The organism is Streptomyces sp. DSM 116793 (assembly GCF_057320905.1).
Genome location: NZ_CM170494.1, coordinates 8237077 through 8256913, shown reverse-complemented (window position 1 = coordinate 8256913; position 19837 = coordinate 8237077). Strand labels below are relative to the sequence as shown.

General features: G+C 74.1%; 15 protein-coding genes. 6 read left to right on the top strand and 9 right to left on the bottom strand.

The window, feature by feature from the left end; translation table 11 throughout:
- The first annotated feature begins 42 nt into the window (after positions 1–42).
- A complete protein-coding gene (locus ACSMXW_RS32545) occupies positions 43–2493 on the top strand; it encodes a Tex family protein (protein ID WP_485801640.1) in 2451 nt (816 codons plus the stop codon).
- A 244-nt stretch (positions 2494–2737) separates the two neighbouring features.
- Here the strand turns inward: ACSMXW_RS32545 and ACSMXW_RS32540 are convergent, their stop codons facing one another.
- Entirely contained in the window at positions 2738–4375 is a 1638-nt protein-coding gene (locus tag ACSMXW_RS32540) for an ABC-F family ATP-binding cassette domain-containing protein (protein WP_485801639.1), read from the bottom strand.
- 751 nt (positions 4376–5126) lie between these two features.
- Between ACSMXW_RS32540 and ACSMXW_RS32535 the strand changes: the two genes are divergently transcribed.
- Positions 5127–6617: a M1 family metallopeptidase gene (locus ACSMXW_RS32535; protein WP_485801637.1), complete on the top strand. Its 1491-nt coding sequence runs from the start codon at positions 5127–5129 to the stop codon at positions 6615–6617.
- Positions 6618–6735: 118 nt separating this feature from the next.
- On the opposite strand, the gene ACSMXW_RS32530 is transcribed toward ACSMXW_RS32535, so the two are convergent.
- Both ACSMXW_RS32530 and ACSMXW_RS32525 read right to left on the bottom strand, forming a co-directional pair.
- Entirely contained in the window at positions 6736–7584 is an 849-nt protein-coding gene (locus ACSMXW_RS32530; protein ID WP_485801635.1) for an oxygenase MpaB family protein, read from the bottom strand.
- Between the two features lie 419 nt (positions 7585–8003).
- Positions 8004–9566 (bottom strand): amino acid permease, encoded by a 1563-nt coding sequence (locus ACSMXW_RS32525; protein ID WP_485801633.1) that lies wholly within the window; start codon positions 9564–9566, stop codon positions 8004–8006.
- 364 nt (positions 9567–9930) lie between these two features.
- Here ACSMXW_RS32525 and ACSMXW_RS32520 point away from each other — a divergent pair, with 364 nt between their 5' ends.
- The gene (locus ACSMXW_RS32520; protein ID WP_485801631.1) at positions 9931–10659 is read left to right on the top strand and encodes a MerR family transcriptional regulator; all 729 of its coding nucleotides are present in this window, start codon (positions 9931–9933) and stop codon (positions 10657–10659) included.
- A gap of 249 nt (positions 10660–10908) precedes the next feature.
- Here the strand turns inward: ACSMXW_RS32520 and ACSMXW_RS32515 are convergent, their stop codons facing one another.
- The 4 genes from ACSMXW_RS32515 to ACSMXW_RS32500 all read right to left on the bottom strand — a co-directional run bounded on the left by ACSMXW_RS32515 (position 10909) and on the right by ACSMXW_RS32500 (position 16566).
- Positions 10909–13152, bottom strand: coding sequence for a 3-hydroxyacyl-CoA dehydrogenase NAD-binding domain-containing protein (locus ACSMXW_RS32515; protein WP_485801630.1), 2244 nt, complete (start codon positions 13150–13152; stop codon positions 10909–10911).
- A gap of 73 nt (positions 13153–13225) precedes the next feature.
- On the bottom strand, positions 13226–14446 hold the full coding sequence (locus ACSMXW_RS32510; RefSeq protein ID WP_485801628.1) for an acetyl-CoA C-acetyltransferase: 1221 nt from the start codon (positions 14444–14446) through the stop codon (positions 13226–13228).
- Between the two features lie 72 nt (positions 14447–14518).
- Complete coding sequence (locus ACSMXW_RS32505) at positions 14519–15682, bottom strand: CaiB/BaiF CoA transferase family protein (RefSeq protein ID WP_485801626.1); 1164 nt, start codon at positions 15680–15682, stop codon at positions 14519–14521.
- Between the two features lie 185 nt (positions 15683–15867).
- Complete coding sequence (locus tag ACSMXW_RS32500) at positions 15868–16566, bottom strand: endonuclease V (protein ID WP_485801625.1); 699 nt, start codon at positions 16564–16566, stop codon at positions 15868–15870.
- 135 nt (positions 16567–16701) lie between these two features.
- Here ACSMXW_RS32500 and ACSMXW_RS32495 point away from each other — a divergent pair, with 135 nt between their 5' ends.
- The gene (locus ACSMXW_RS32495; RefSeq protein WP_485801623.1) at positions 16702–17010 is read left to right on the top strand and encodes a YciI family protein; all 309 of its coding nucleotides are present in this window, start codon (positions 16702–16704) and stop codon (positions 17008–17010) included.
- A 255-nt stretch (positions 17011–17265) separates the two neighbouring features.
- The gene (gene ssgD / locus ACSMXW_RS32490) at positions 17266–17682 is read left to right on the top strand and encodes a spore wall synthesis regulator SsgD (RefSeq protein ID WP_485801622.1); all 417 of its coding nucleotides are present in this window, start codon (positions 17266–17268) and stop codon (positions 17680–17682) included.
- A 140-nt stretch (positions 17683–17822) separates the two neighbouring features.
- Here ssgD and ACSMXW_RS32485 read toward each other — a convergent pair whose 3' ends face one another.
- A complete protein-coding gene (locus ACSMXW_RS32485; RefSeq protein ID WP_485801620.1) occupies positions 17823–18011 on the bottom strand; it encodes a hypothetical protein in 189 nt (62 codons plus the stop codon).
- Between the two features lie 91 nt (positions 18012–18102).
- Here ACSMXW_RS32485 and ddaH point away from each other — a divergent pair, with 91 nt between their 5' ends.
- Positions 18103–18879, top strand: a complete 777-nt coding sequence (ddaH, locus tag ACSMXW_RS32480; RefSeq protein ID WP_485801619.1) for a dimethylargininase — start codon at positions 18103–18105, stop codon at positions 18877–18879.
- A 215-nt stretch (positions 18880–19094) separates the two neighbouring features.
- Here the strand turns inward: ddaH and ACSMXW_RS32475 are convergent, their stop codons facing one another.
- Positions 19095–19799 carry a maleylpyruvate isomerase family mycothiol-dependent enzyme gene (locus ACSMXW_RS32475; RefSeq protein ID WP_485801617.1) on the bottom strand — a complete coding sequence of 235 codons (705 nt, stop codon included), beginning with the start codon at positions 19797–19799 and terminating at the stop codon, positions 19095–19097.
- Positions 19800–19837: the final 38 nt, after the last annotated feature.

Sequence of the window (19837 nt, the reverse complement as noted above, 5' to 3'; positions counted from 1 at the left end):
ACAATTGCCGCGCAACCTCAGTGGATAAGGCGGTACGGGATCGTGACGACACCCGCGGCACCCCAGGTAGGGTCCATCGAAGGCAGGATCGCCGAGGAGCTCGGCGTACGGGAGCGGCAGGTGAAGGCGGCCGTCGAGCTGCTCGACGGCGGTTCGACGGTGCCCTTCATCGCCCGCTACCGCAAAGAGGCGACCGAGATGCTCGACGACGCGCAGCTGCGCACCGTCGAGGAGCGGCTGCGCTATCTGCGGGAGCTGGAGGAGCGCCGCACCGCGATCCTCGACTCGGTGCGCGAGCAGGGCAAGCTCACGGAGGAGCTGGAGGCCCGGATCCGCGCTGCGGACACCAAGGCCCGCCTGGAGGACATCTACCTGCCGTTCAAGCCCAAGCGGCGCACGAAGGCGCAGATCGCCCGTGAGGCGGGCCTGGAACCCCTCGCGGACGGCCTGCTCGGCGACCCGTCGGTGGAGCCACTGGCCGCCGCCGCGGCCTTCGTCGACGAGGAGAAGGGCGTGCCCGACCCGGCGGCCGCCCTGGAGGGCGCCCGGGCGATCCTCGCCGAGCGGTTCTCGGAGGACGCCGACCTGATCGGCGAGCTGCGGGAGCGGATGTGGACACGCGGGCGGCTGGCCGCCCGGGTGCGGGAGGGCAAGGAGGAGGCGGGCGCCAAGTTCTCCGACTACTTCGACTTCGCCGAGCCGTTCACCGAGCTGCCCTCGCACCGGATCCTGGCGATGCTGCGCGGCGAGAAGGAGGAGATCCTCGATCTCGTCATGGAGCCCGAGGAGCCGGCGGAGGCGGGCGACGCGGCCGCCTCCGGGACCACCGCCACGTCCTCGTACGAGCCCCTCATCGCCTCCCGGTTCGGCATCGCGGAGCGCGGCCGGCCCGGGGACAAGTGGCTCCAGGAGACGGTCCGCTGGGCCTGGCGGACCCGCATCCTGGTGCGCCTCGGCCTCGACCTGCGGCTGCGGTTGCGCACCGCCGCCGAGGACGAGGCCGTGCGGGTGTTCGCGGCGAACCTCCGCGACCTGCTGCTCGCCGCGCCCGCGGGCACGCGCGCCACGCTCGGTCTCGACCCCGGCTTCCGCACCGGCGTGAAGGTGGCCGTGGTGGACGCCACCGGCAAGGTGGTCGCCACCGACGTCATCCACCCGCACGTCCCGCAGAACAGGTGGGACGAGGCCATCGCCAAGCTGGCCCGGCTCGCGAAGGAGCACGCCGTCGAGCTGGTCGCGATCGGCAACGGCACGGCCTCCCGCGAGACGGACAAACTCGCCGGTGACCTGATCGCCCGTCACCCGGAGCTGAAGCTGACCAAGGTGATGGTGTCGGAGGCGGGCGCCTCGGTGTACTCGGCCTCGGCGTTCGCCTCGCAGGAGCTGCCGGAGCTGGACGTGTCGCTGCGCGGCGCGGTGTCCATCGCGCGCCGGCTCCAGGACCCGCTGGCGGAGCTGGTGAAGATCGACCCCAAGTCGATCGGCGTGGGCCAGTACCAGCACGACCTGTCGGAGGTGAAGCTGTCGCACTCGCTGGACGCGGTCGTGGAGGACTGCGTGAACGGCGTGGGGGTGGATGTGAACACCGCCTCGGCTCCGCTCCTGGCCCGTGTCTCGGGCATCGGCAGCGGCCTCGCGGAGAACATCGTGGCGCACCGCGACACGCACGGCCCGTTCCGCTCCCGCACCGCCCTCAAGGAGGTCGCGCGGCTCGGCCCCAAGGCGTACGAGCAGTGCGCGGGCTTCCTGCGCATCCGCGGCGGCGACGACCCGCTGGACGCGTCCAGCGTGCACCCCGAGGCGTACCCGGTGGTGCGCCGCATGGCGCAGAAGACCGGCGGCGACGTCGCCGCGCTGATCGGCGACACGGGCACGCTGCGCTCGCTCAGGCCGGACGAGTTCGTGGACGACACCTTCGGCCTGCCGACCGTCACGGACATCCTCCGCGAGCTGGAGAAGCCGGGGCGCGACCCCCGTCCGGCCTTCCGGACGGCCACGTTCAAGGAGGGCGTCGAGAAGATCTCCGACCTGGCGCCGGGCATGGTCCTGGAGGGGGTCGTCACCAATGTCGCGGCGTTCGGCGCGTTCGTGGACGTCGGCGTGCACCAGGACGGCCTGGTGCACGTCTCCGCGATGTCCAAGACGTTTGTGAAGGACCCGCGGGACGTCGTCAAGCCCGGCGACATCGTGCGGGTGAAGGTGCTCGACGTCGACATCCCGCGCAAGCGGATCTCGCTGACGCTCCGGCTGGACGACGAGGCGGGCGCCGGGGCGTCCGCATCCGGCGGCGGGCGGGGCCGCGGCCAGGGCAACCGGCAGGGCGGCGGCCGGCAGAGCCCCGGCCGCCAGGGCGGTGGCCGCCAGGGGGGTCAGCAGGGCGGTGGCCGCCAGGGCGGTCAGCAGGGCCGCGGCCGGCAGGGAGCGCCGGCCCCGGCCAACAGCGCGATGGCCGACGCGCTGCGGCGCGCCGGCCTGGTGGATCCCAGGCGGTAGGACGCGGGCGGGCGGTGCGGGGCCGTACGCGGTCTCCGCGCCGCCGCCGGGACGAGTGCCGCGCCGGGTTCGGCGGAGATCCGTGCCGGCCCCGGCGGAGGCCTGTGTGCTCGGGAGGCTTGTCGCCCGGTCGAGGCTTGTGCGGTCGGCGAGCCCTCCTGCGGGCCCGCTGGGGCTTGTGCGCTCGGTCGGGGGCTGTGCCGGCTCCCGTGTTCCGGGCCGGTGAACCCGGTGGGCCGAGGGGTCAGAGTTCGGTGAGCCTCCCGGCGGTCACGTCGATGCGGCGGGTGGTGTGCACCGCGTCCAGCATGCGGCGGTCGTGGGTGACCAGCAGCAGCGTGCCCCGGTAGCCCGCGAGGGCGGACTCCAGCTGCTCGATGGCCGGCAGGTCGAGGTGGTTGGTGGGCTCGTCCAGGACGAGGAGGTTGACGCCGCGGCCCTGGAGGAGCGCGAGGGCCGCGCGGGTGCGCTCGCCCGGGGAGAGAGTGGCGGCCGGGCGCAGCACATGGTCGGCCTTCAGCCCGAACTTGGCGAGCAGGGTGCGCGCGTCCGCCGGATCCATGTCGGGCACCGCGGCACGGAAGGCGTCCAGCAGTCCCTCGGGACCGTGGAACAGCGCCCGTGCCTGGTCCACCTCGCCGACCACCACGCCGGAGCCCAGTGCCGCGTGCCCCGCGGCCAGCGGCACGCGGCCCAGCAGCGCGCCGAGGAGGGTGGACTTGCCCGCGCCGTTGGCGCCGGTGATGGCGATCCGGTCGGCCCAGTCGACCTGGAGCGTCGCGGGACCGAGGACGAAGTCGCCGCGGCGCACCTGTGCGTCCCGCAGCGTCGCGACCACGTTCCCGGAGCGGGGCGCCGCCGCGATCTCCATGCGCAGCTCCCACTCCTTGCGGGGCTCCTCGACGACGTCGAGCCGCTCGATGAGGCGCTGCGTCTGACGGGCCTTGGCGGCCTGTTTCTCGCTGGACTCGGTACGGAACTTCCGGCCGATCTTGTCGTTGTCCGGCGCCTTGCGGCGGGCGTTCTTGACGCCCTTGTCCATCCAGGCCCGCTGCGTCCGGGCCCGGCTCTCCAGGGCGGCCTTCTTCCCCGCGTACTCCTCGAACTCCTCGCGGGCGTGCCGGCGGGCCGTCTCGCGTTCCTCCAGGTAGGCCGCGTAGCCGCCGCCGTAGAGGTTGATCTGGTGCTGGGCGAGGTCGAGCTCCAGGACCTTGGTGACGGTGCGGGTGAGGAACTCGCGGTCGTGGCTGACGAGGACCGTCCCCGCGCGCAGGCCGCCGACGAACCGCTCCAGGCGCTCGAGGCCGTCCAGGTCCAGGTCGTTCGTGGGCTCGTCGAGCAGGAAGACGTCATAACGGGAGAGCAGCAGTGAGGCCAGCGAGGCGCGGGCGGCCTGCCCGCCCGAGAGCGACGTCATCGGCTGGTCGAGCCCGACTCCCAGGCCGAGCGCGTCCGCGGTCTCCTCGGCGCGCTCGTCGAGGTCGGCGCCGCCGAGGCCGAGCCAGCGCTCCAGGGCGGTCGCGTAGGCGTCGTCGGCGCCCGGCGCGCCGGCGACCAGGGCGTCCGTGGCGGCGTCCATGGCGTGCTGCGCCTCGGCCACGCCGGTGCGGCGGGCGAGGAAGGCGCGCACGCTCTCGCCGGGGCGGCGGTCCGGCTCCTGGGGCAGGTGGCCCACGGTGGCGGTGGGTGGCGACAGGCGCAGCTCGCCCTGCTCGGGGGTGTCCAGGCCGGCGAGCAGGCGCAGCAGGGTGGATTTACCGGCGCCGTTGGCGCCGACCAGGCCGATCACATCGCCCGGGGCGACGACGAGGTCGAGCCCGGAGAAGAGGGAGCGGTCGCCGTGGCCCGCGGCGAGATCCTTGGCGACGAGGGTGGCAGTCATCAGGGGTCGATCCTAGCGAGGGGGGCGGAGTGGTTCCGCCCGGTTTTTCGTGTGCGGTGGGGCTGGGGGCGGCGGGGCTGGTGGCGGCGGGGGGCGGGGCCGCGGGGGGCGGGGGCTTCGGGGCCGGTGGCGGCCGGGGGCCGGGGGCCGCCCCGGGCGGCCCGGATGCGACAGAGACAGCCCGTTTCGGACGGTGGCGATCCGACGGTCGCGTCGTGGCTTGGCGCGCAGTCCCCCGCGCCCCTGAGTGGGCCGGGGCGGACCGGCACCAGCGGTCACCCCGGGGGCAGGCACCCTTCAGACGGTGGCGGCCGGGGCCGGGGGCCGCCCCGGGCGGCCCGGATGCGACAGAGACAGCCCGTTTCGGACGGTGGCGATCCGACGGTCGCGTCGTGGCTTGGCGCGCAGTCCCCCGCGCCCCTGAGTGGGCCGGGGCGGACCGGCACCAGCGGTCACCCCGGGGGCAGGCACCCTTCAGACGGTGGCGGCCGGGGCCGGGGGCCGCCCCGGGCGGCCCGGATGCGACAGAGACAGCCCGTTTCGGACGGTGGCGATCCGACGGTCGCGCTGTGGCTTGGCGCGCAGTTCCCCGCGCCCCTGAGTGGGCCGGGGGCGGGCCGGCGCCAGCGGTGTGGTGCGTGTCGGGGGTATGGCGGGCTTGTGACGTGTGGGGCCATGGACATGGCCAGTGGTTCAGGGCTCAATAAGGTCGGGTTCAACTGACCCCACACTCCTACGACTTGGAGCTCTCGTGTACCGCAGACTCATCGTCCCGGGTGCTCTCGCGGCCTCCCTGATGCTGGCGATCCCGGCGTCGGCCGCCGATTACACACCCGGCGCCCCGGGTATCGGCGACCCCTACTTCCCGGCCTACGGCAACGGCGGTTACGACGTCTCGCACTACGACCTCCGGCTGAAGTACCAGCCGGAGACGGACCTGCTGCAGGGCACCGCGACGATCCTCGCCACCACCACGCAGGACCTGTCCCGCTTCGACCTCGACTTCGGCCTGAAGGTCAGCGAGGTGCGCGTCAACGGCATCAAGGCCTCCTTCGCCACATCCGGCGAGGAGGAACTGCAGATCACACCGGCCGCCGGGCTGCCGAAGGGCACCCCGATCACGGTCGTCGTGCGGTACTCGGGCAAGCCGTCCGAGGTGCGGCTCTTCGGCTTCACCTCCTGGGACCGCACTCCGGACGGGGCTGTCGCGGCCAACGAGCCGGAGTCGGCCGCGTGGTGGTTCCCGTCCAACGACCACCCGCGCGACAAGGCCACCTACGACGTGTCGGTGGCGGTGCCCGACGGCACCCAGGCGATCTCCAACGGTGTGCTCACCTCGACGACGTCCCAGCTCGGCTGGACCCGCTACAACTGGCGCTCCGACCAGCCCCAGGCCACCTACCTGGCGACCCTCGCGATCGGGAAGTTCGACATCACGACCGGCACCACCGCGGACGGGCTGCCGGTGGTCAACGCCTACAGCAAGGACCTGGACGCGGCCACGAAGGCCGCGGCGCAGGCCTCCGTGGAGCGGACCACCGAGGCCGTGGAGTTCCTGGAGGGCGTCTTCGGCCCCTACCCCTTCAACGCGGTCGGCGGCTACGTCCCCGATGTCTCCAGCGGCTTCGCCCTGGAGACGCAGACACGGCCGTTCTACAGCCCCAGGTTCTTCACCAAGGGGTCCAACGTCTCCGTGGTCGTGCACGAGCTGGCGCACCAGTGGACCGGTGACAGCGTCTCGGTCGACGGGTGGAAGGACATATGGCTGAACGAGGGGTTCGCCTCGTACGCCGAATGGCTCTGGTCGGAGAAGGAGGGTGAGGGGACGGCTCAGGAACTGGCGGACTACGTGTACGCGCAGCACCCGGCGGACGACCCGTTCTGGACCGTGGCCCCCGGAGACCCCGGCGCCGACCACGTGTTCGACGACGCGGTCTACGACCGGGGCGCGCTGGCACTGCAGGCGCTGCGGAACGCCGTGGGCGACGACGACTTCTTCGCGATACTCAAGGGGTGGCCGCAGCAGCACGCGTACGGCAACGCCAAGGTCGGCGACTTCGTGACGTATGCCGAGCGGGTGTCCGGGAAGCCGCTCGCCGAGCTCTTCGACACCTGGCTGTACCAGCCGGCAAGGCCTGCCGCGACCGCGGTGCGGGCCCTGGGGTTCGGGGGGTCGCGGAGCGTTCCGCAGCCCAAGTCGTGGCCCGCCATCGCGCGGGCCCACGCGGCGTCCCGCCTCTGAGCCCACGGAACGCCCGAGCCTGCGGCTCCCCGGGACCGGGGCCCAAGGCCGTCGGGCGTGTCCGGCCTTCGGCCGGGTCCTCCCACCCACCCGCCCCTCACCGGGCGGGTGGGTCTTCTCACGAGGCGTGTCGCCGGGCCGCGCGGTCTTCCTCGATGGCGCGGCGGGCCTGGGGGAGGTAGCGGAGGTGGACGGGAAGGAGGGGGACGAGGGTGGCTGCGGTGCGGCCCAGGTGGCGGAGGCGGCGTTCCTGGCGGGGCGTCCAGGGGAGGCCGAGGGCCTCGCGGGCGTCCGGTGGCATCAGGCCGACGGTGAGGAAGCGCCGGAAGCGGGCCATGGGAGGCCACACGACCGGCCACAGGGCGCGCAGCGCCCACCGCAGGGCCCGCGGCCCGCCGTCCGGGGGCGGCACCGGGGCATGGACGTCGACGAGTTCCGCGGCCACCGCCGTCATCTCCAGTTCCTCCCGCACCACCCTGCGGTAGTAGGGCCAGAACTCGGCGACGCTCGGCGGCATGTCCTGCTCCCGGACGCCGAGCACCCGGCCCACCTGCCGCCACTCCGCGTACAGCCGGTCCTCCTCGGCGCCGGTGAACGGACGGCGGCTCAGGTAGCCGCGGCTGTGCCGGGCGACGGGGAACCCGGTCGCGTGCACCCATGCGTAGGTGCCGGGGTCCAGCGCATGGTAGGGGCGGCCGTGGGCGTCCGTGCCGCGGATGTCCTCGTGCACCCTGCGGAGCCTGCGGCCCTCCTCGGCGGCCGCCGCCCCGCCGTACACCCACGTCAGCATGGAGCGCAACGACCGCTCGCTCCGGCCCCAGGGGTCCCTGCGGAACGCCGAGTGGTCGTCGACCCCCGCGCCCACCGCCGGGTGCGCCACCTGGAGGGTGAAGGCGGCGGGCAGGGAGAGCACGGTGCGGATGTCACCGAGGGTCTCCCAGAGGATGCCGCCGGGTGGCGGGGGCATGGGCCGCGGCGTCCCCGCCGGGCCCTGCGGTGGCCCGGCCCCGGCGTGTTCCCGTGCCGGTGCGGCCCCGCCCGGCCGCGCGTGTTCGTGCTGGTGCTCGTGCCCGGACATCGTGCGCTCCCGCCGGGCCCGGCCGCCGGGAACTGGGTCCCGGAGCCCCCGGAGCGCGGGGGCGGCGCGGGCCGCGGCTGCCGTCGGAATCGTCCGTCCTCACTCCAGTATGCGCACGGCCGCGCACGGCCCCGAAGCGGTGGCCGCGTACGGCGGCGACGCCCCGGCGGCGACGGCGGGCAGGGGCTCCGGCGCGGTGCCGGAGCCCCTGCCCGCGGTGCCGCGGGCCGCGTGCCGCGGGAAGCTCAGTACCGCTTCGGGACGTGACCGGGACGGCTCAGAACTCCCTTCGGCCCTGACCGGACGGCTCAGGACCCCTTCGGGCCGTCCCCCGTACCGCCGTCCCCGTCGCCACCGGCACCGCCACCCGGCCCACCACCGGGGCCACCTCCCGGACCACCACCGGTACCACCGCCCGGCCCCCCGCCGGGGCCGCCGTCGCGTGGCCCGCCGGCCGCCGTCTCGGCGACCCTCTTCCGCACGCCGTACCAGCCGACCACGAGGGCCACCGCGACGAACGGGATCAGGTAGAGCGTCTTGCGCCCCACCTCCGGGTCCTTGCCCATCAGGACGAGGACGGAGATCAGGAAGGCGATGGTGACGATCTCGGTGACGGGGTTGCCGGGCAGGCGGAAGTGCGGCCGCTCCAGCAGCCCCTCCTTGGCGCGCCGCACAAAGGCGAGGTGGCACACCATGATGATCACCCAGGTGCTGATGATGCCGAGCGAGGCGATGTTCAGGACGATCTCGAAGGCGTCGGCCGGCACCAGGTAGTTCAGCCCGACGCCCGCCACGCACACCGCGCAGGTGAGCATGATGCCGCCGTAGGGCACCTGGCTGCGGTTCATCCGGGCCGTGGCCCGCGGCGCGGAACCGGCGCTCGCCATGGACCGCAGGATGCGGCCGGTCGAGTACAGGCCGGAGTTCAGGCTGGACATGGCGGCGGTGAGCACGACCAGGTTCATCACATCGCCCGCGGCCGGGATGCCGATCTTCGAGAGCACCGTCACGAAGGGGCTCTCGTCGGCCGAGTACAGCGTGCCGGGCAGCAGCAGGGCCAGCAGCACCACCGAGCCGACGTAGAAGAGGCCCACCCGCCACATGATCGAGTTCACGGCGCGCGGCACGACCTTGTGCGGCTCGGCGGTCTCGCCCGCGGCCACACCGACCAGTTCCAGCGACGCGTACGCGAAGACCACGCCCTGCATCACGATGACCGCGGGCATCAGGCCGTTCGGCAGCAGGCCGCCGTGCTGGGTGATCACGCCGAGGCCGGGCGCCCTGCCGTCCACCTGGTGCCGCGAGATCAGCAGGAAGATGCCGATGAGCATGAAGCCCACCAGCGCCGCCACCTTGATGATCGCGAACCAGAACTCCATCTCGCCGAAGATCCGCACCGAGATCAGGTTGACCGTGAGCACCACGGCCAGCGCGATCAGCGCCAGCAGCCACTGCGGCACGGGGGTGAAGACGGCCCAGTAGTGGGTGTAGAGCGCGATCGCGGTGATGTCGGCGACGCCGGTGGTGGACCAGTTGAGGAAGTACATCCACCCGGCGACGTAGGCGCCCTTCTCGCCGAGGAACTCCCGCGCGTACGACACGAAGGAGCCCGACGAGGGGCGGTAGAGGACCAGCTCGCCCAGGGCCCGCACCACGCAGAAGGCGAAGACCCCGCAGACGAGGTAGGCGAGGGCGAGCGCGGGTCCCGCCGAGTGCAGGCGGCCGCCGGCCCCGAGGAAGAGCCCGGTGCCGATCGCTCCGCCGATGGCGATCATGTTCACATGGCGGGCCTTGAGGTCCTTGCTGTAGCCCGCGTCGCCCGCGTCCCCGGGTCTGCGGGCCGCCTCGGTACGGGTGGCCGCTGCTGCCATGTCCCCGGAGCTTGCGGGGTTCGCCTTGCTCCCGGGGTCTTCGGGCTTCTCGCTCAAGGGGGACTGTCACTTTCTGGTGCGCCGGAGATCGTCCGTGTGGGGGTGTGCCACGGTCCGTGGCACCTCCGCACGACGCGCCTGACATGGCGTGGCACCCCTGGGGATGGCCGGGCCGACGGCGCGCCTTCCCCGGGTGACCGCGCCGCACGAGGTGGCGTCGATCACACGGCGGGACTTCTCACATGCTGGTCAGAGGCCTGTATGGAGCATTCACATTACTAGTGAGACAGCAATACTGTTGCACCGGATCGCCGGGTAACGGCCGGAAGCGGTCGCCGTGCGCCGGGAAGGAGGGCAGGCCGTCGTGACCACCGAGGCACAGCAGCCGGCGCTGACGGTCGACGAGCTGGCCGCCCGCGCGGGCGTCACCGTGCGCACCGTGCGCTTCTACAGCACCCGCGGCCTGCTGCCGCCGCCGGTGATAGGGCCGCGCAGGGTCGGCAGGTACGGGCAGGAGCACCTGTCGCGGCTTGCGCTGATCGAGGAGTTGCAGCACCAGGGGATGACACTGGCCGCCATCGAGCGGTATCTGGAGCGGCTGCCGGCCGACCTCAGCGCGCACGACCTGGCGATCCACCGCGCCCTGGTGGCGTCCTGGGCGCCGGAGGGTGCCGAGGAGGTGTCACGCGCGGAGCTGGAACGCCGCGCGGGCCGCGCCCTCACCGAGCGCGACCTGGAGCGGCTGGCGGCGCTCGACGTGATCGTGCGGGCCGACGAGCAGGAGACGTTCCGGGTGGACCGGGGGCTGCTGGGCCTCGGTGTGCAGCTGCTGGACGTGCCGATCGCGCACGAGACGATCCTCGCGGCCCGTACCGTACTGCTGGAGCACAGCCGGGCCGCGGCCGCCGAGCTGGCCCGGCTGTTCCGGGCGGAGGTGGGGGACCCGTGCCGGGACGGCGGCACGGATCCCGAGCGGGCCGCCGCGGTGCGGTCGCTCTCGGACCACGTGCAGCCGTTGGTGGTGCAGGCGCTGGTGACGGCGTTTCAGCGGTCGCTGCACCAGGAGGTCCGCCGGTGGCTCAAGGACACCTGAGCCCCGGCGATACGGCTCCGCGCCCCTCAAAGGCGGGGCTGCGCCCCTGGCAGGGGCGCGGAGGACCGCGCGCGCAACCCACCGCCGGCCGGTGGTCCGGAGACGGCCCCGGCAGCCCCTCGGGACGGCGGCGACCGGACGGCATCGTCGTGGCTGATCTCGTCCACGCGGTGGAGCCGCACATCGACACGGCCCGCGCCCCTGTCGGGGGACCGGGGCGGAGCCCGGCAGAGGCGCGGGGCAGCGGGGTCAGCGCGCGTCGGTGAAGGTCTCCCCGCGCTCGGCCTTCTCGACCAACAGCGCCGGGGGCGCAAAGCGCTCACCGTACCGCTCGGCGAGTTCACGGGCGCGGGAGACGAAGCCCGCGGGGCCGCCCTCGTAGCCGTTGATGTACTGGAGCACCCCGCCGGTCCAGCCGGGGAAGCCGATCCCCAGGATCGAGCCGATGTTCGCATCGGCCACCGAGCTCAGCACGCCCTCCTGAAGGAGCCGCACGGTGTCCAGCGCCTCGGAGAAGAGCATCCGCTCCTGCATGTCGCGGAACGGCACCTCGGGGGCGTCGCCGCCGGTGCGCGTGAAGTGCTCGCGCAGGCCGGGCCAGAGCCGGGTGCGGCGGCCGTCCTCGTAGTCGTAGAAGCCCGCGCCCCCGCTGCGGCCGGTGCGGCCGAACTGCTCGACCATCCGGTCGACGACCGCCTCCGCCGGGTGCGGCCGCCACGTGCCGCCGGCCTCCTCGACGGCCCGCCGTGACTCGTCGCGGATCCTGCGCGGCAGCGTGAGGGTGAGCTCGTCCATCAGCGCCAGCACCTTGGCGGGGTAGCCGGCCTGCGCCGCGGCCTGCTCGACGGACGCGGGCTCGATGCCCTCGCCGACCATCGCCACGCCCTCGTTGATGAACTGCCCGATGACCCGTGAGGTGAAGAAACCGCGCGAGTCGCGGACCACGATCGGGGTCTTGTCGATCTGCCGGACCAGGTCGAACGCGCGGGCCAGCGCCGTCTCGCCGGTCCGCTCGCCCTTGATGATCTCGACCAGCGGCATCTTGTCGACGGGTGAGAAGAAGTGCAGTCCGATGAAGTCGGCGGGCCGCTGCACGCCCTCGGCGAGCAGGCTGATGGGCAGCGTGGAGGTGTTGGAGCAGAGCAGCGCGTCGGGGGCCACGATGCCCTGGATCTCCTGGAAGACCTTGTGCTTGAGCGCCGGGTCCTCGAACACCGCCTCGATCACCGCGTCGCAGCCGGCGAGGTCCTGGGGGTCGGCCGTGGGGGTGATCCGGGCGAGCAGCGCGTCGGCCTTCTCCCGGGTGGTGCGGCCGCGCTCGACGGCCTTGGCGCACAGCTTCTCGGAGTACCCCTTGCCGCGCTCCGCGGTCTCGGGGGCGACGTCCTTGAGGACGACGTCGATGCCGACGCGGGCGCAGGCGTAGGCGATGCCGGCGCCCATCATGCCGGCGCCGAGCACACCGACCCTGCGCACCGTGCGCGGCTCGACGCCGGACGGCCTGCTGGCGCCCGAGTTGACGGCCTGCAGGTCGAAGAAGAACGCCTGGATCATGTTCTTCGCGGTCTGCCCGGTGACCAGGCCGGTGAAGTACCGGGCCTCGATGGCCTGGGCGGTCTCGAAATCGACCTGGGAGCCCTCCACGGCCGCGGCCAGGATGGCCCGCGGCGCGGGGTAGGGGGCGCCGCCGGTCTGCTTGCGGAGGTTGGCCGGGAAGGCCGGGAGGTTCGCGGCGAACTCGGGGTGTGCGGGGGTGCCACCGGGGATGCGGTACCCGGGGGCGTCCCAGGGCTGCTGCGAGGTGGGGTGGGCGTCGATGAAGGCGCGGGCCCGGGCGAGCATGTCGTCGCCGCTGTCGGCGACCTCGTGGACGAGCCCGGCGTCCAGGGCCCGCCGGGGGCTGTACCGGGTGCCCTGGAGCAGCACCTTCAGCAGGGCGTCGGCGATGCCGAGCAGCCGTACCGTGCGCACCACGCCGCCGCCGGCGGGCAGCAGCCCGAGCGTGACCTCCGGCAGGCCGATCCGCGAGCCGGGGGCGTCGAGGGCGATGCGGTGGTGGCAGGCGAGGGCGATCTCGTAGCCGCCGCCGAGTGCCGCGCCGTTCAGCGCGGCGACGAGCGGCTTGCCGAGCGTCTCGATGCGGCGCAGGTCGCGCTTGACGCGCATGCTCCGCTCGAAGGCGAGCCGGGCGTCCTCGGGGCGCACCGCGATCAGGTCGCGCAGGTCGCCGCCGGCGAAGAAGGTCTTCTTAGCGGACGTGACCACGATGCCGCGCACGCTCTCCCGCTCGGCCTCAAGACGGTCGGCGACGGCGGAGAGCGAGGTGATGAACGCCTCGTTCATGGTGTTGGCGGACTGCCCGGGGTCGTCCAGGACCAGGGTGACGACGCCGGTCCCGTCCTGCTCCCAGCGGATGGTCGGGTGGGCCCCGTCCGCGCCGGGCTCGGCGGACGCGGACGGGGACGGCTCTGCGGGCACTGCGGACTCGCTCATCTGGCTTTCTCCGTGAGGGTGGGGCGGGAGGGCGGGCAACGCCGCTCGGGGCGGCGCGGGCGCGGCGGGCGGGTCACAGCCGCTCGACGACGGTGGCGACGCCCATGCCGCCGCCGACGCAGAGGGTGGCGAGGCCGTAGCGCTCGTCCCGGCGCTCCAGTTCGTCGACGAGGGTGCCGAGGATCATGGCGCCGGTGGCGCCGAGCGGGTGGCCCATGGCGATCGCCCCGCCGTTCACGTTGACCCGGTCGAGCGAGAGCCCCATTTCCTTGACGTAGCGGAGCACGACCGCGGCGAAGGCCTCGTTGATCTCGACGAGGTCGATGTCGTCGATCGTCAGGCCGGCCTTCGCGAGCGCCTTGCGGGTGGCGGGCGCGGGTCCGGTGAGCATGATGGTGGGCTCGGATCCGGAGACGGCCGCGGAGACGATCCGGGCCCGGGGTGTGAGCCCGTACCGCTCCCCCGCCGCCCGGGAGCCGACGGCCACCAGTGCGGCGCCGTCCACGATGCCGGAGGAGTTGCCGGCGTGGTGGACGTGGTCGATGGCCTCCACCCAGTGGTACTTCTGCAGGGCCACCGCGTCGAAGCCGCCCAGCTCGCCGATGTCCGCGAACGACGGCTTCAGCCTGGCGAGGGTGTCGGCGGTGGTGCCGGGGCGCATGTGCTCGTCGTGGTCGAGGACGACCAGGCCGCTCGCGTCCCGCACGGGCACCACGGACTTCTCGAACCTGCCGTCCTTCCAGGCCGCCGCCGCGCGCTCCTGGGAGAGCGCCGCGTACTCGTCGACGTCGCGCCGCGAGAAGCCCTCCAGAGTGGCGATCAGGTCGGCGCCGACGCCCTGCGGGACGAAGCCGGTGGCCAGGTTGGTCATCGGGTCGGCGAACCAGGCGCCGCCGTCCGAGGCGATCGGCACCCGCGACATCGACTCGACGCCGCCCGCGAGCACCAGCTCCTCCCAGCCGGAGCGGACCTTCATCGCGGCCAGGTTGACGGCCTCCAGGCCCGAGGCGCAGAAGCGGTTCTCCTGGACACCGGCGACGGTGTCCGGGAGACCGGCGGCGATGGCGGCGGTCCGGGCGATGTCGGAACCCTGGTCGCCGACGGGGCTGACGACGCCGAGCACGATGTCGTCGATCGCGGCCGGGTCGAGGCCGGGGAAGCGGGCGCGCATCTCGTGGATCAGGCCCACCACGAGGTCGATCGGCTTGGTGCCGTGCAGCGCGCCGTTGGCCTTGCCGCGCCCGCGGGGGGTGCGGATCGCCTCGTACACATACGCTTCGGTCGGCGCGGTCATCGTGTGGGCCTCCTTAGGCCGGTGCCTGGCTCTGCCGGCCGGGGCCGGCGGGTGCGGGTGGTCGTCATGCCGTCATGGTGCCGCGGTGGGGGCGGCTGTGAGGCCGGGCACGTCCCAGTCGCGGGCCACGCCGGCGGTGTCGGCGCCGGGGCGCGCGGGGGCGGAGCGCACCGCCGCCGGGGTGCCGGAGAAGCGGGGCGCGGGCGCCGGCTGGGTGATGCCGGCGTGCCGGGTGAAGGTGCCGCGGGCGGCGAGGTGCGGGTCGGCCGGCGCCTCCCGCAGCGAGAGGACGGGCGCCACGCAGGCGTCGGAGTCCGCGAAGACCTCCGTCCACTCGGCGCGGGTGCGGGTGGCGAAGCGGGCCGCCACGGCCGCCCGCAGCTCGTCCCAGCCGGCCGGGTCGTCCCGGTCGGGCAGTGAGCCGTCGAGGCCGAGCAGGCGCACGAACTCGTCGTAGAACCGCCGCTCCAGCGCGCCCACCGCCATGTGGCCGCCGTCCGCGGTGCGGTAGCAGCCGTAGAACGGGCAGCCGCCGTCGAGCAGGTTGGCGCCACGCCGGTCCTGCCAGAGACCGGCGGCCAGCATGCCGTGGATCATCGTGGACAGGTGGGCGGCGCCGTCCACGATCGCGGCGTCCACGACCTGCCCGGCCCCGGTGCTCCGGGCGTGGTGCAGGGCGGCGAGGAGGCCGACCACGAGGTAGAGCGAGCCGCCCGCGAAGTCGCCGAGCAGGTTCGCGGGGACGGCCGGCGGGCCGTCGTCGGCGCCGATCATGCCGAGGACGCCGGTGCGCGCGATGTACGCGATGTCGTGTCCGGCGCGGCCGGCGAGCGGGCCGCTCTGGCCCCAGCCGGTCATCCGGCCGTACACGAGCCGGGGGTTGCGGGTCAGACAGGGCTCGGGGCCGATGCCCAGGCGCTCGGCGACCCCGGGCCTGAAGCCCTCGATCAGGAGGTCGGCGCGGGCCACGAGGGCGAGCGCCTGCTCCGGGCCACCCGGGGTCTTGAGGTCGATCAGCACGGAGCGCTTGCCGCGGCCTGTGAGGTCGTGGGTGGGGTCCAGGGCGAGGTCCGCGCCGCCGGGGCGGTCCACGCGGACCACGTCGGCGCCCAGGTCGGCGAGGAGCATGGCGGCGAACGGGCCGGGGCCGATGCCCGCCAGCTCCACCACCCGCACCCCGGAGAGCGGGCCCAGCCCCGCCGTCTCCGGGCCCTGCGCGGTCCCTGCCGCCGCCATCGGGCCCCCAGCTCTGTGACACAACCGATGTAACACCGCTGATGTTAGGAAGGCGGCCCGGCGCGCACAACCCATGGGAAAGCAAGCGCTCAGTTTCCGGTCATGTGTGCGCGTGGAGCCCGTCCTGGGCGCGGGGTCCGGTGGCGGCGGAACGGGGACGGCGCGTTCGGTTCGCCCGGCCGCCGCTACGCCGTGGCCGCGCGCAGGGCCCGCCGGCAGAGGGCGTCGGCGCGGCGGGTGGTCTCGGGGAGCCGGAAGCGGGGGGTGAGGTGGAGCGTGTGCGCGCAGGCGGTGTCCAGGTCGACGCGGTGCCCGACCGAGACGAAGACCGGTCTGACGCCGTCCCGGGTGCGCAGCGCGCGGCCCACCGTCTCGCCGCCGTCCAGCAGCGGTGCGCCGCAGCCCCGTGCGGCGGGCGGGTCGGCGTACGAGAAGGTGAACGGGTTCTTGGCCACCCCCGCGGTGGGCAGGCCGGTGAGCACCCCGAGGTGGCTGGCGAGCCCGAGGCGGCGCGGATGGGCCCTGCCGTACCCGTCGCACACCACCAGGCCGGGATCGCCGGCCAGCGAGCCGAGCGCGGCGAGCACGGCGGGCAGTTCGCGGAAGGCCAGCAGCCCGGGCACGTACGGGAAGGGGACCCGGCTCGCCGCGGTGGCCTCCTCGACGACGTCGAGCGTGGCCGCGTCCAGGACCACGGCCGCCGCCACGACGACGTCACGCTCGTCGTCGTAGGCGACGTCGACGCCGGTCACCCGGCCGGTGCCGGGCGGCGGGCCCGGCTCGTCGAGCACCACACGGCCGCGCAGCCCGTCCTGGACGGCCCTGGCGTGCTCCTCGGTGGCGGGCCAGCCGGCGGGGACGGGTACGAGGGTCGTTTCGGCCATGGTGGTCCGAGGATACGGGGGCGAGGGGCCGGGGGCGCGGGTCCGGGGACGCGGGTCCGGGTCGCGGTCCGTGTGGTCGGGGCCCCGGAGCGTGTCCGGGCTCCTCCGAGGGGCGGGCCCCGATAGGGTTCGATCATGTTCGTCCTGGAGCTCACCTACGCCGCGGCGCCGGAGGCGGTCGAGACCGTGGTCCCCCGGCACGTGGCCTGGCTCGACGAGCACTTCGCCGCGGGGGACTTCCTCGCCGCGGGCCAGAAGGAGCCCCACGACGGCGGGGTGATCGTCGCGGTGGCGCCCGACCGGGCGGCGGCCGAACGGCTGGCGGCGTCGGACCCGTTCGCGCGTGCGGGCGTGTGCACGTACCGCATCACGGAGTTCGCCGCCACCCGTACCGCGCCCGAACTCGCCGCCCACCGCGACGCCCACCGGCCACCGCCCGCCTGACGCGGCGTCCGGCCGCGGCGCTCTCCGTCCCGTTGCCCGGCGTCCGCCGGCGGGCCGGAACCGGATGGGCCGCGGCAGGCGTGAACCCGGTGACAGAGGTCACTCGAAAAAGCATGCACGGAACCGGCCGTTCAGCCGTCTCTTCCCATAGGGGGCGTGCCGTGCCGGCAACAACCCCGCCGTCCGACCGTCCGACCGAAGAACCGCGCGAGCCGTCACCGTTCACGCCGTAGAGCCGTCATCAGGGAGCAGGCGATGTCCACCGTCATCGAGCAAGCCGTAGAGGCCCGCCTGGTCGCCGCCGCGCCACGCATGCCCACCCTTTCCGCCACGCTGCACTATGACCGGAGTGACCCTTTCGCCGTCCGTATGACCTTTCCCGCCGCGGCGACGCTGGAGGGCATCGAGGTGTGCTGGACCTTCGCGCGTGACCTGCTCGCCACCGGCATGGAGGACGCCTCCGGCGAGGGCGACGTGCACATCCGGCCCTACGGCTACGACCGCACCGTCCTGGAGTTCCACGCTCCCGAGGGCACCGCGCTCGTCCACGTCCGCAGCCACGAGCTGCGCCGTTTCCTGCGGCGCACGTACACGCTGGTCGGGCCTGGCGAGGAGGGACGCCACGTCGACCTGGACCACGACCTGGCCGAGCTGATGCGGGACGCCTGCTGAATGCGGGACGCCTGCTGACGCGGGGCACCCGCTGACGCGCGGCGCGCCGGCTGGTCCGGCGCGTCCCGGTGCGCGGGGCGCCCGCTGGTTCGGGGCACCGCCCGGCACGCGGGGCGCCCGCCGACGGCACCGGCGGCCGGTCAGCCCCCGCTCGTGTCCGCGGCCGCCGCGACCACGAGCGCCCTGACCTCCGTGATCACCTTCCGGAGCGCGGGGGCGGCGCCACCGCGTTCCGTCAGCTCCTCGGTCCGCTCCCTGTGCCGGCCGCGCTCCCCGCCGGTCGGCACCGTGCGGCACGGCACGGCGGCCGCCGGGCCTGCCCCGATCACCCCCGATTGGGGAGCCGATGAACCCTCCGTCCCTCAAACCCCCACCCCAGGGGGCTTTTGCCGACCGAATCCGGCAGGCATCATGTGCGCCGTGCCATCCCAGAAGGTCTTGATCCGCCGCCCGGGCCCTCGCCTCGCCGAAGGCATCCTCACCCGCAAGGAACGCTCCCCCGTGGATGTGCGCCTCGCACTCCACCAGTGGGAGACCTATGCCGCCACGCTGCGCTCACACGGCTGGGAGACCGTGGAGGTCGAGCGGGCCGAGGAGTGCCCCGACTCGGTCTTCATCGAGGACACCGTGGTGCTGTTCCGCAACGTCGCCCTGATCACCCGCCCCGGAGCCCGCGCCCGCCGCGCCGAGACGGTCGGCGTGGAGCAGGCCGTGGCCCGGCTCGGTGCCTCGGTCAACTGGGTCTGGGAGCCGGGCACACTGGACGGCGGTGACGTCCTGAAGATCGGTGACACGGTCTACGTGGGCCGCGGCGGGCGCACCAACGCCGCGGGCGTCCAGCAGCTCAGGGCGGCCTTCGAACCGCTCGGGGCGCGGGTGGTGGCGGTGCCGGTGGCCCAGGTGCTGCACCTGAAGTCCGCGCTGACCGCGCTGCCGGACGGCACGGTCATCGGGTACGCGCCGCTGGTGGACCATCCGTCCCTGTTCCCCCGCTTCCTCCCGGTGCCGGAGGAGACCGGCTCCCAGGTGGTGCTGCTCGGCGGCAACAAGCTGCTGATGGCGGCGAGCGCGCCGAAGACCGCGGAGCTGTTGGCCGAGCTCGGCCACGAGCCGGTGATCGTGGACATCAGCGAGTTCGAGAAGCTGGAGGGTGGGGTGACCTGCCTCTCGGTGCGGATGCGGGAGCTCTACGCCTGAGGCGGCGCCTCATCCAGGCGGGTCGGGTGCGCGCCCCTCACGCAGGCCGGGGCGGGCCCAGCCCTGCGTGAGGGGCGCGCACGCAAAGGGGCGCGGGGAACCGCGCGAGCCACCACCCACCGGCCGTCCCGCACTGCCTTGGAGGCGTGGGAGGTGCCCCCGTTCCCGCGCCCCTTCCGGAGAGCCGGGGCCGACCCCCCGCACAAGGGGTGCGGTCAGGCCGTCAGGGGGCCGTTCAGTACCGCGAGGGCTGCCTTGCGGTCACCCTTCCAGGTGAACGTGGCGCCGGTGGCGGGCCGGCGGCCCCAGAGCATCAGGAGCAGGTCCTGGGCCGGTGCCGCCACCGCGGCGACGGGAGCCCCGGGACCGTAGGTCCAGGTGGCCCCCGTGTCGGTGGCATCGAGGCGGAGGGCGTGCCGGGGCGGGCGCGCCCGGCCGCGGGCCAGCTGCCGGGGCGCGAGGGTGTCGAACACCTCGGCCACGCCCTCGCCGGCCAACTCCGGGTCGAGCGGCCGTGCACCGCCCAGCGCGCGCTCCGCGTCCCACCGGTGGATCAACGTCTCCAACGCCCGCCTGCGCTGCCAGAAGCCGACTCCGCGGTCCGAGACGCCCGGCGGCTGGAAGATCCAGGCGGGGGTGGCCGGGTCCGCGTCGAGCGCGTCGAGGAGCGTCGCGGCCGCCTCGTCGAACCACTGCACCAGCAACTGGGGGTCGCGCGGCGCGGGCGGTGGCCGCAAGCCGAAGTGTCCCTCGGTCACGGCGGCGGCAGCCCGCAGGCCGGAGTTCCCCAGGTGCTCGGCGAGGTCGTGCAGGGTCCAGTCGCCGCAGGTGGGGACGGGAGCCGACAGGTCGCCGCCCAGGCAGCTGCGGAAGGCGCCCAGCTCGCGGTCCAGATGGCGGAGGAGGGAAACGGAGTCCATGCCCGGAACCTAGCCGACGGCACCGACGATCCCGTGCT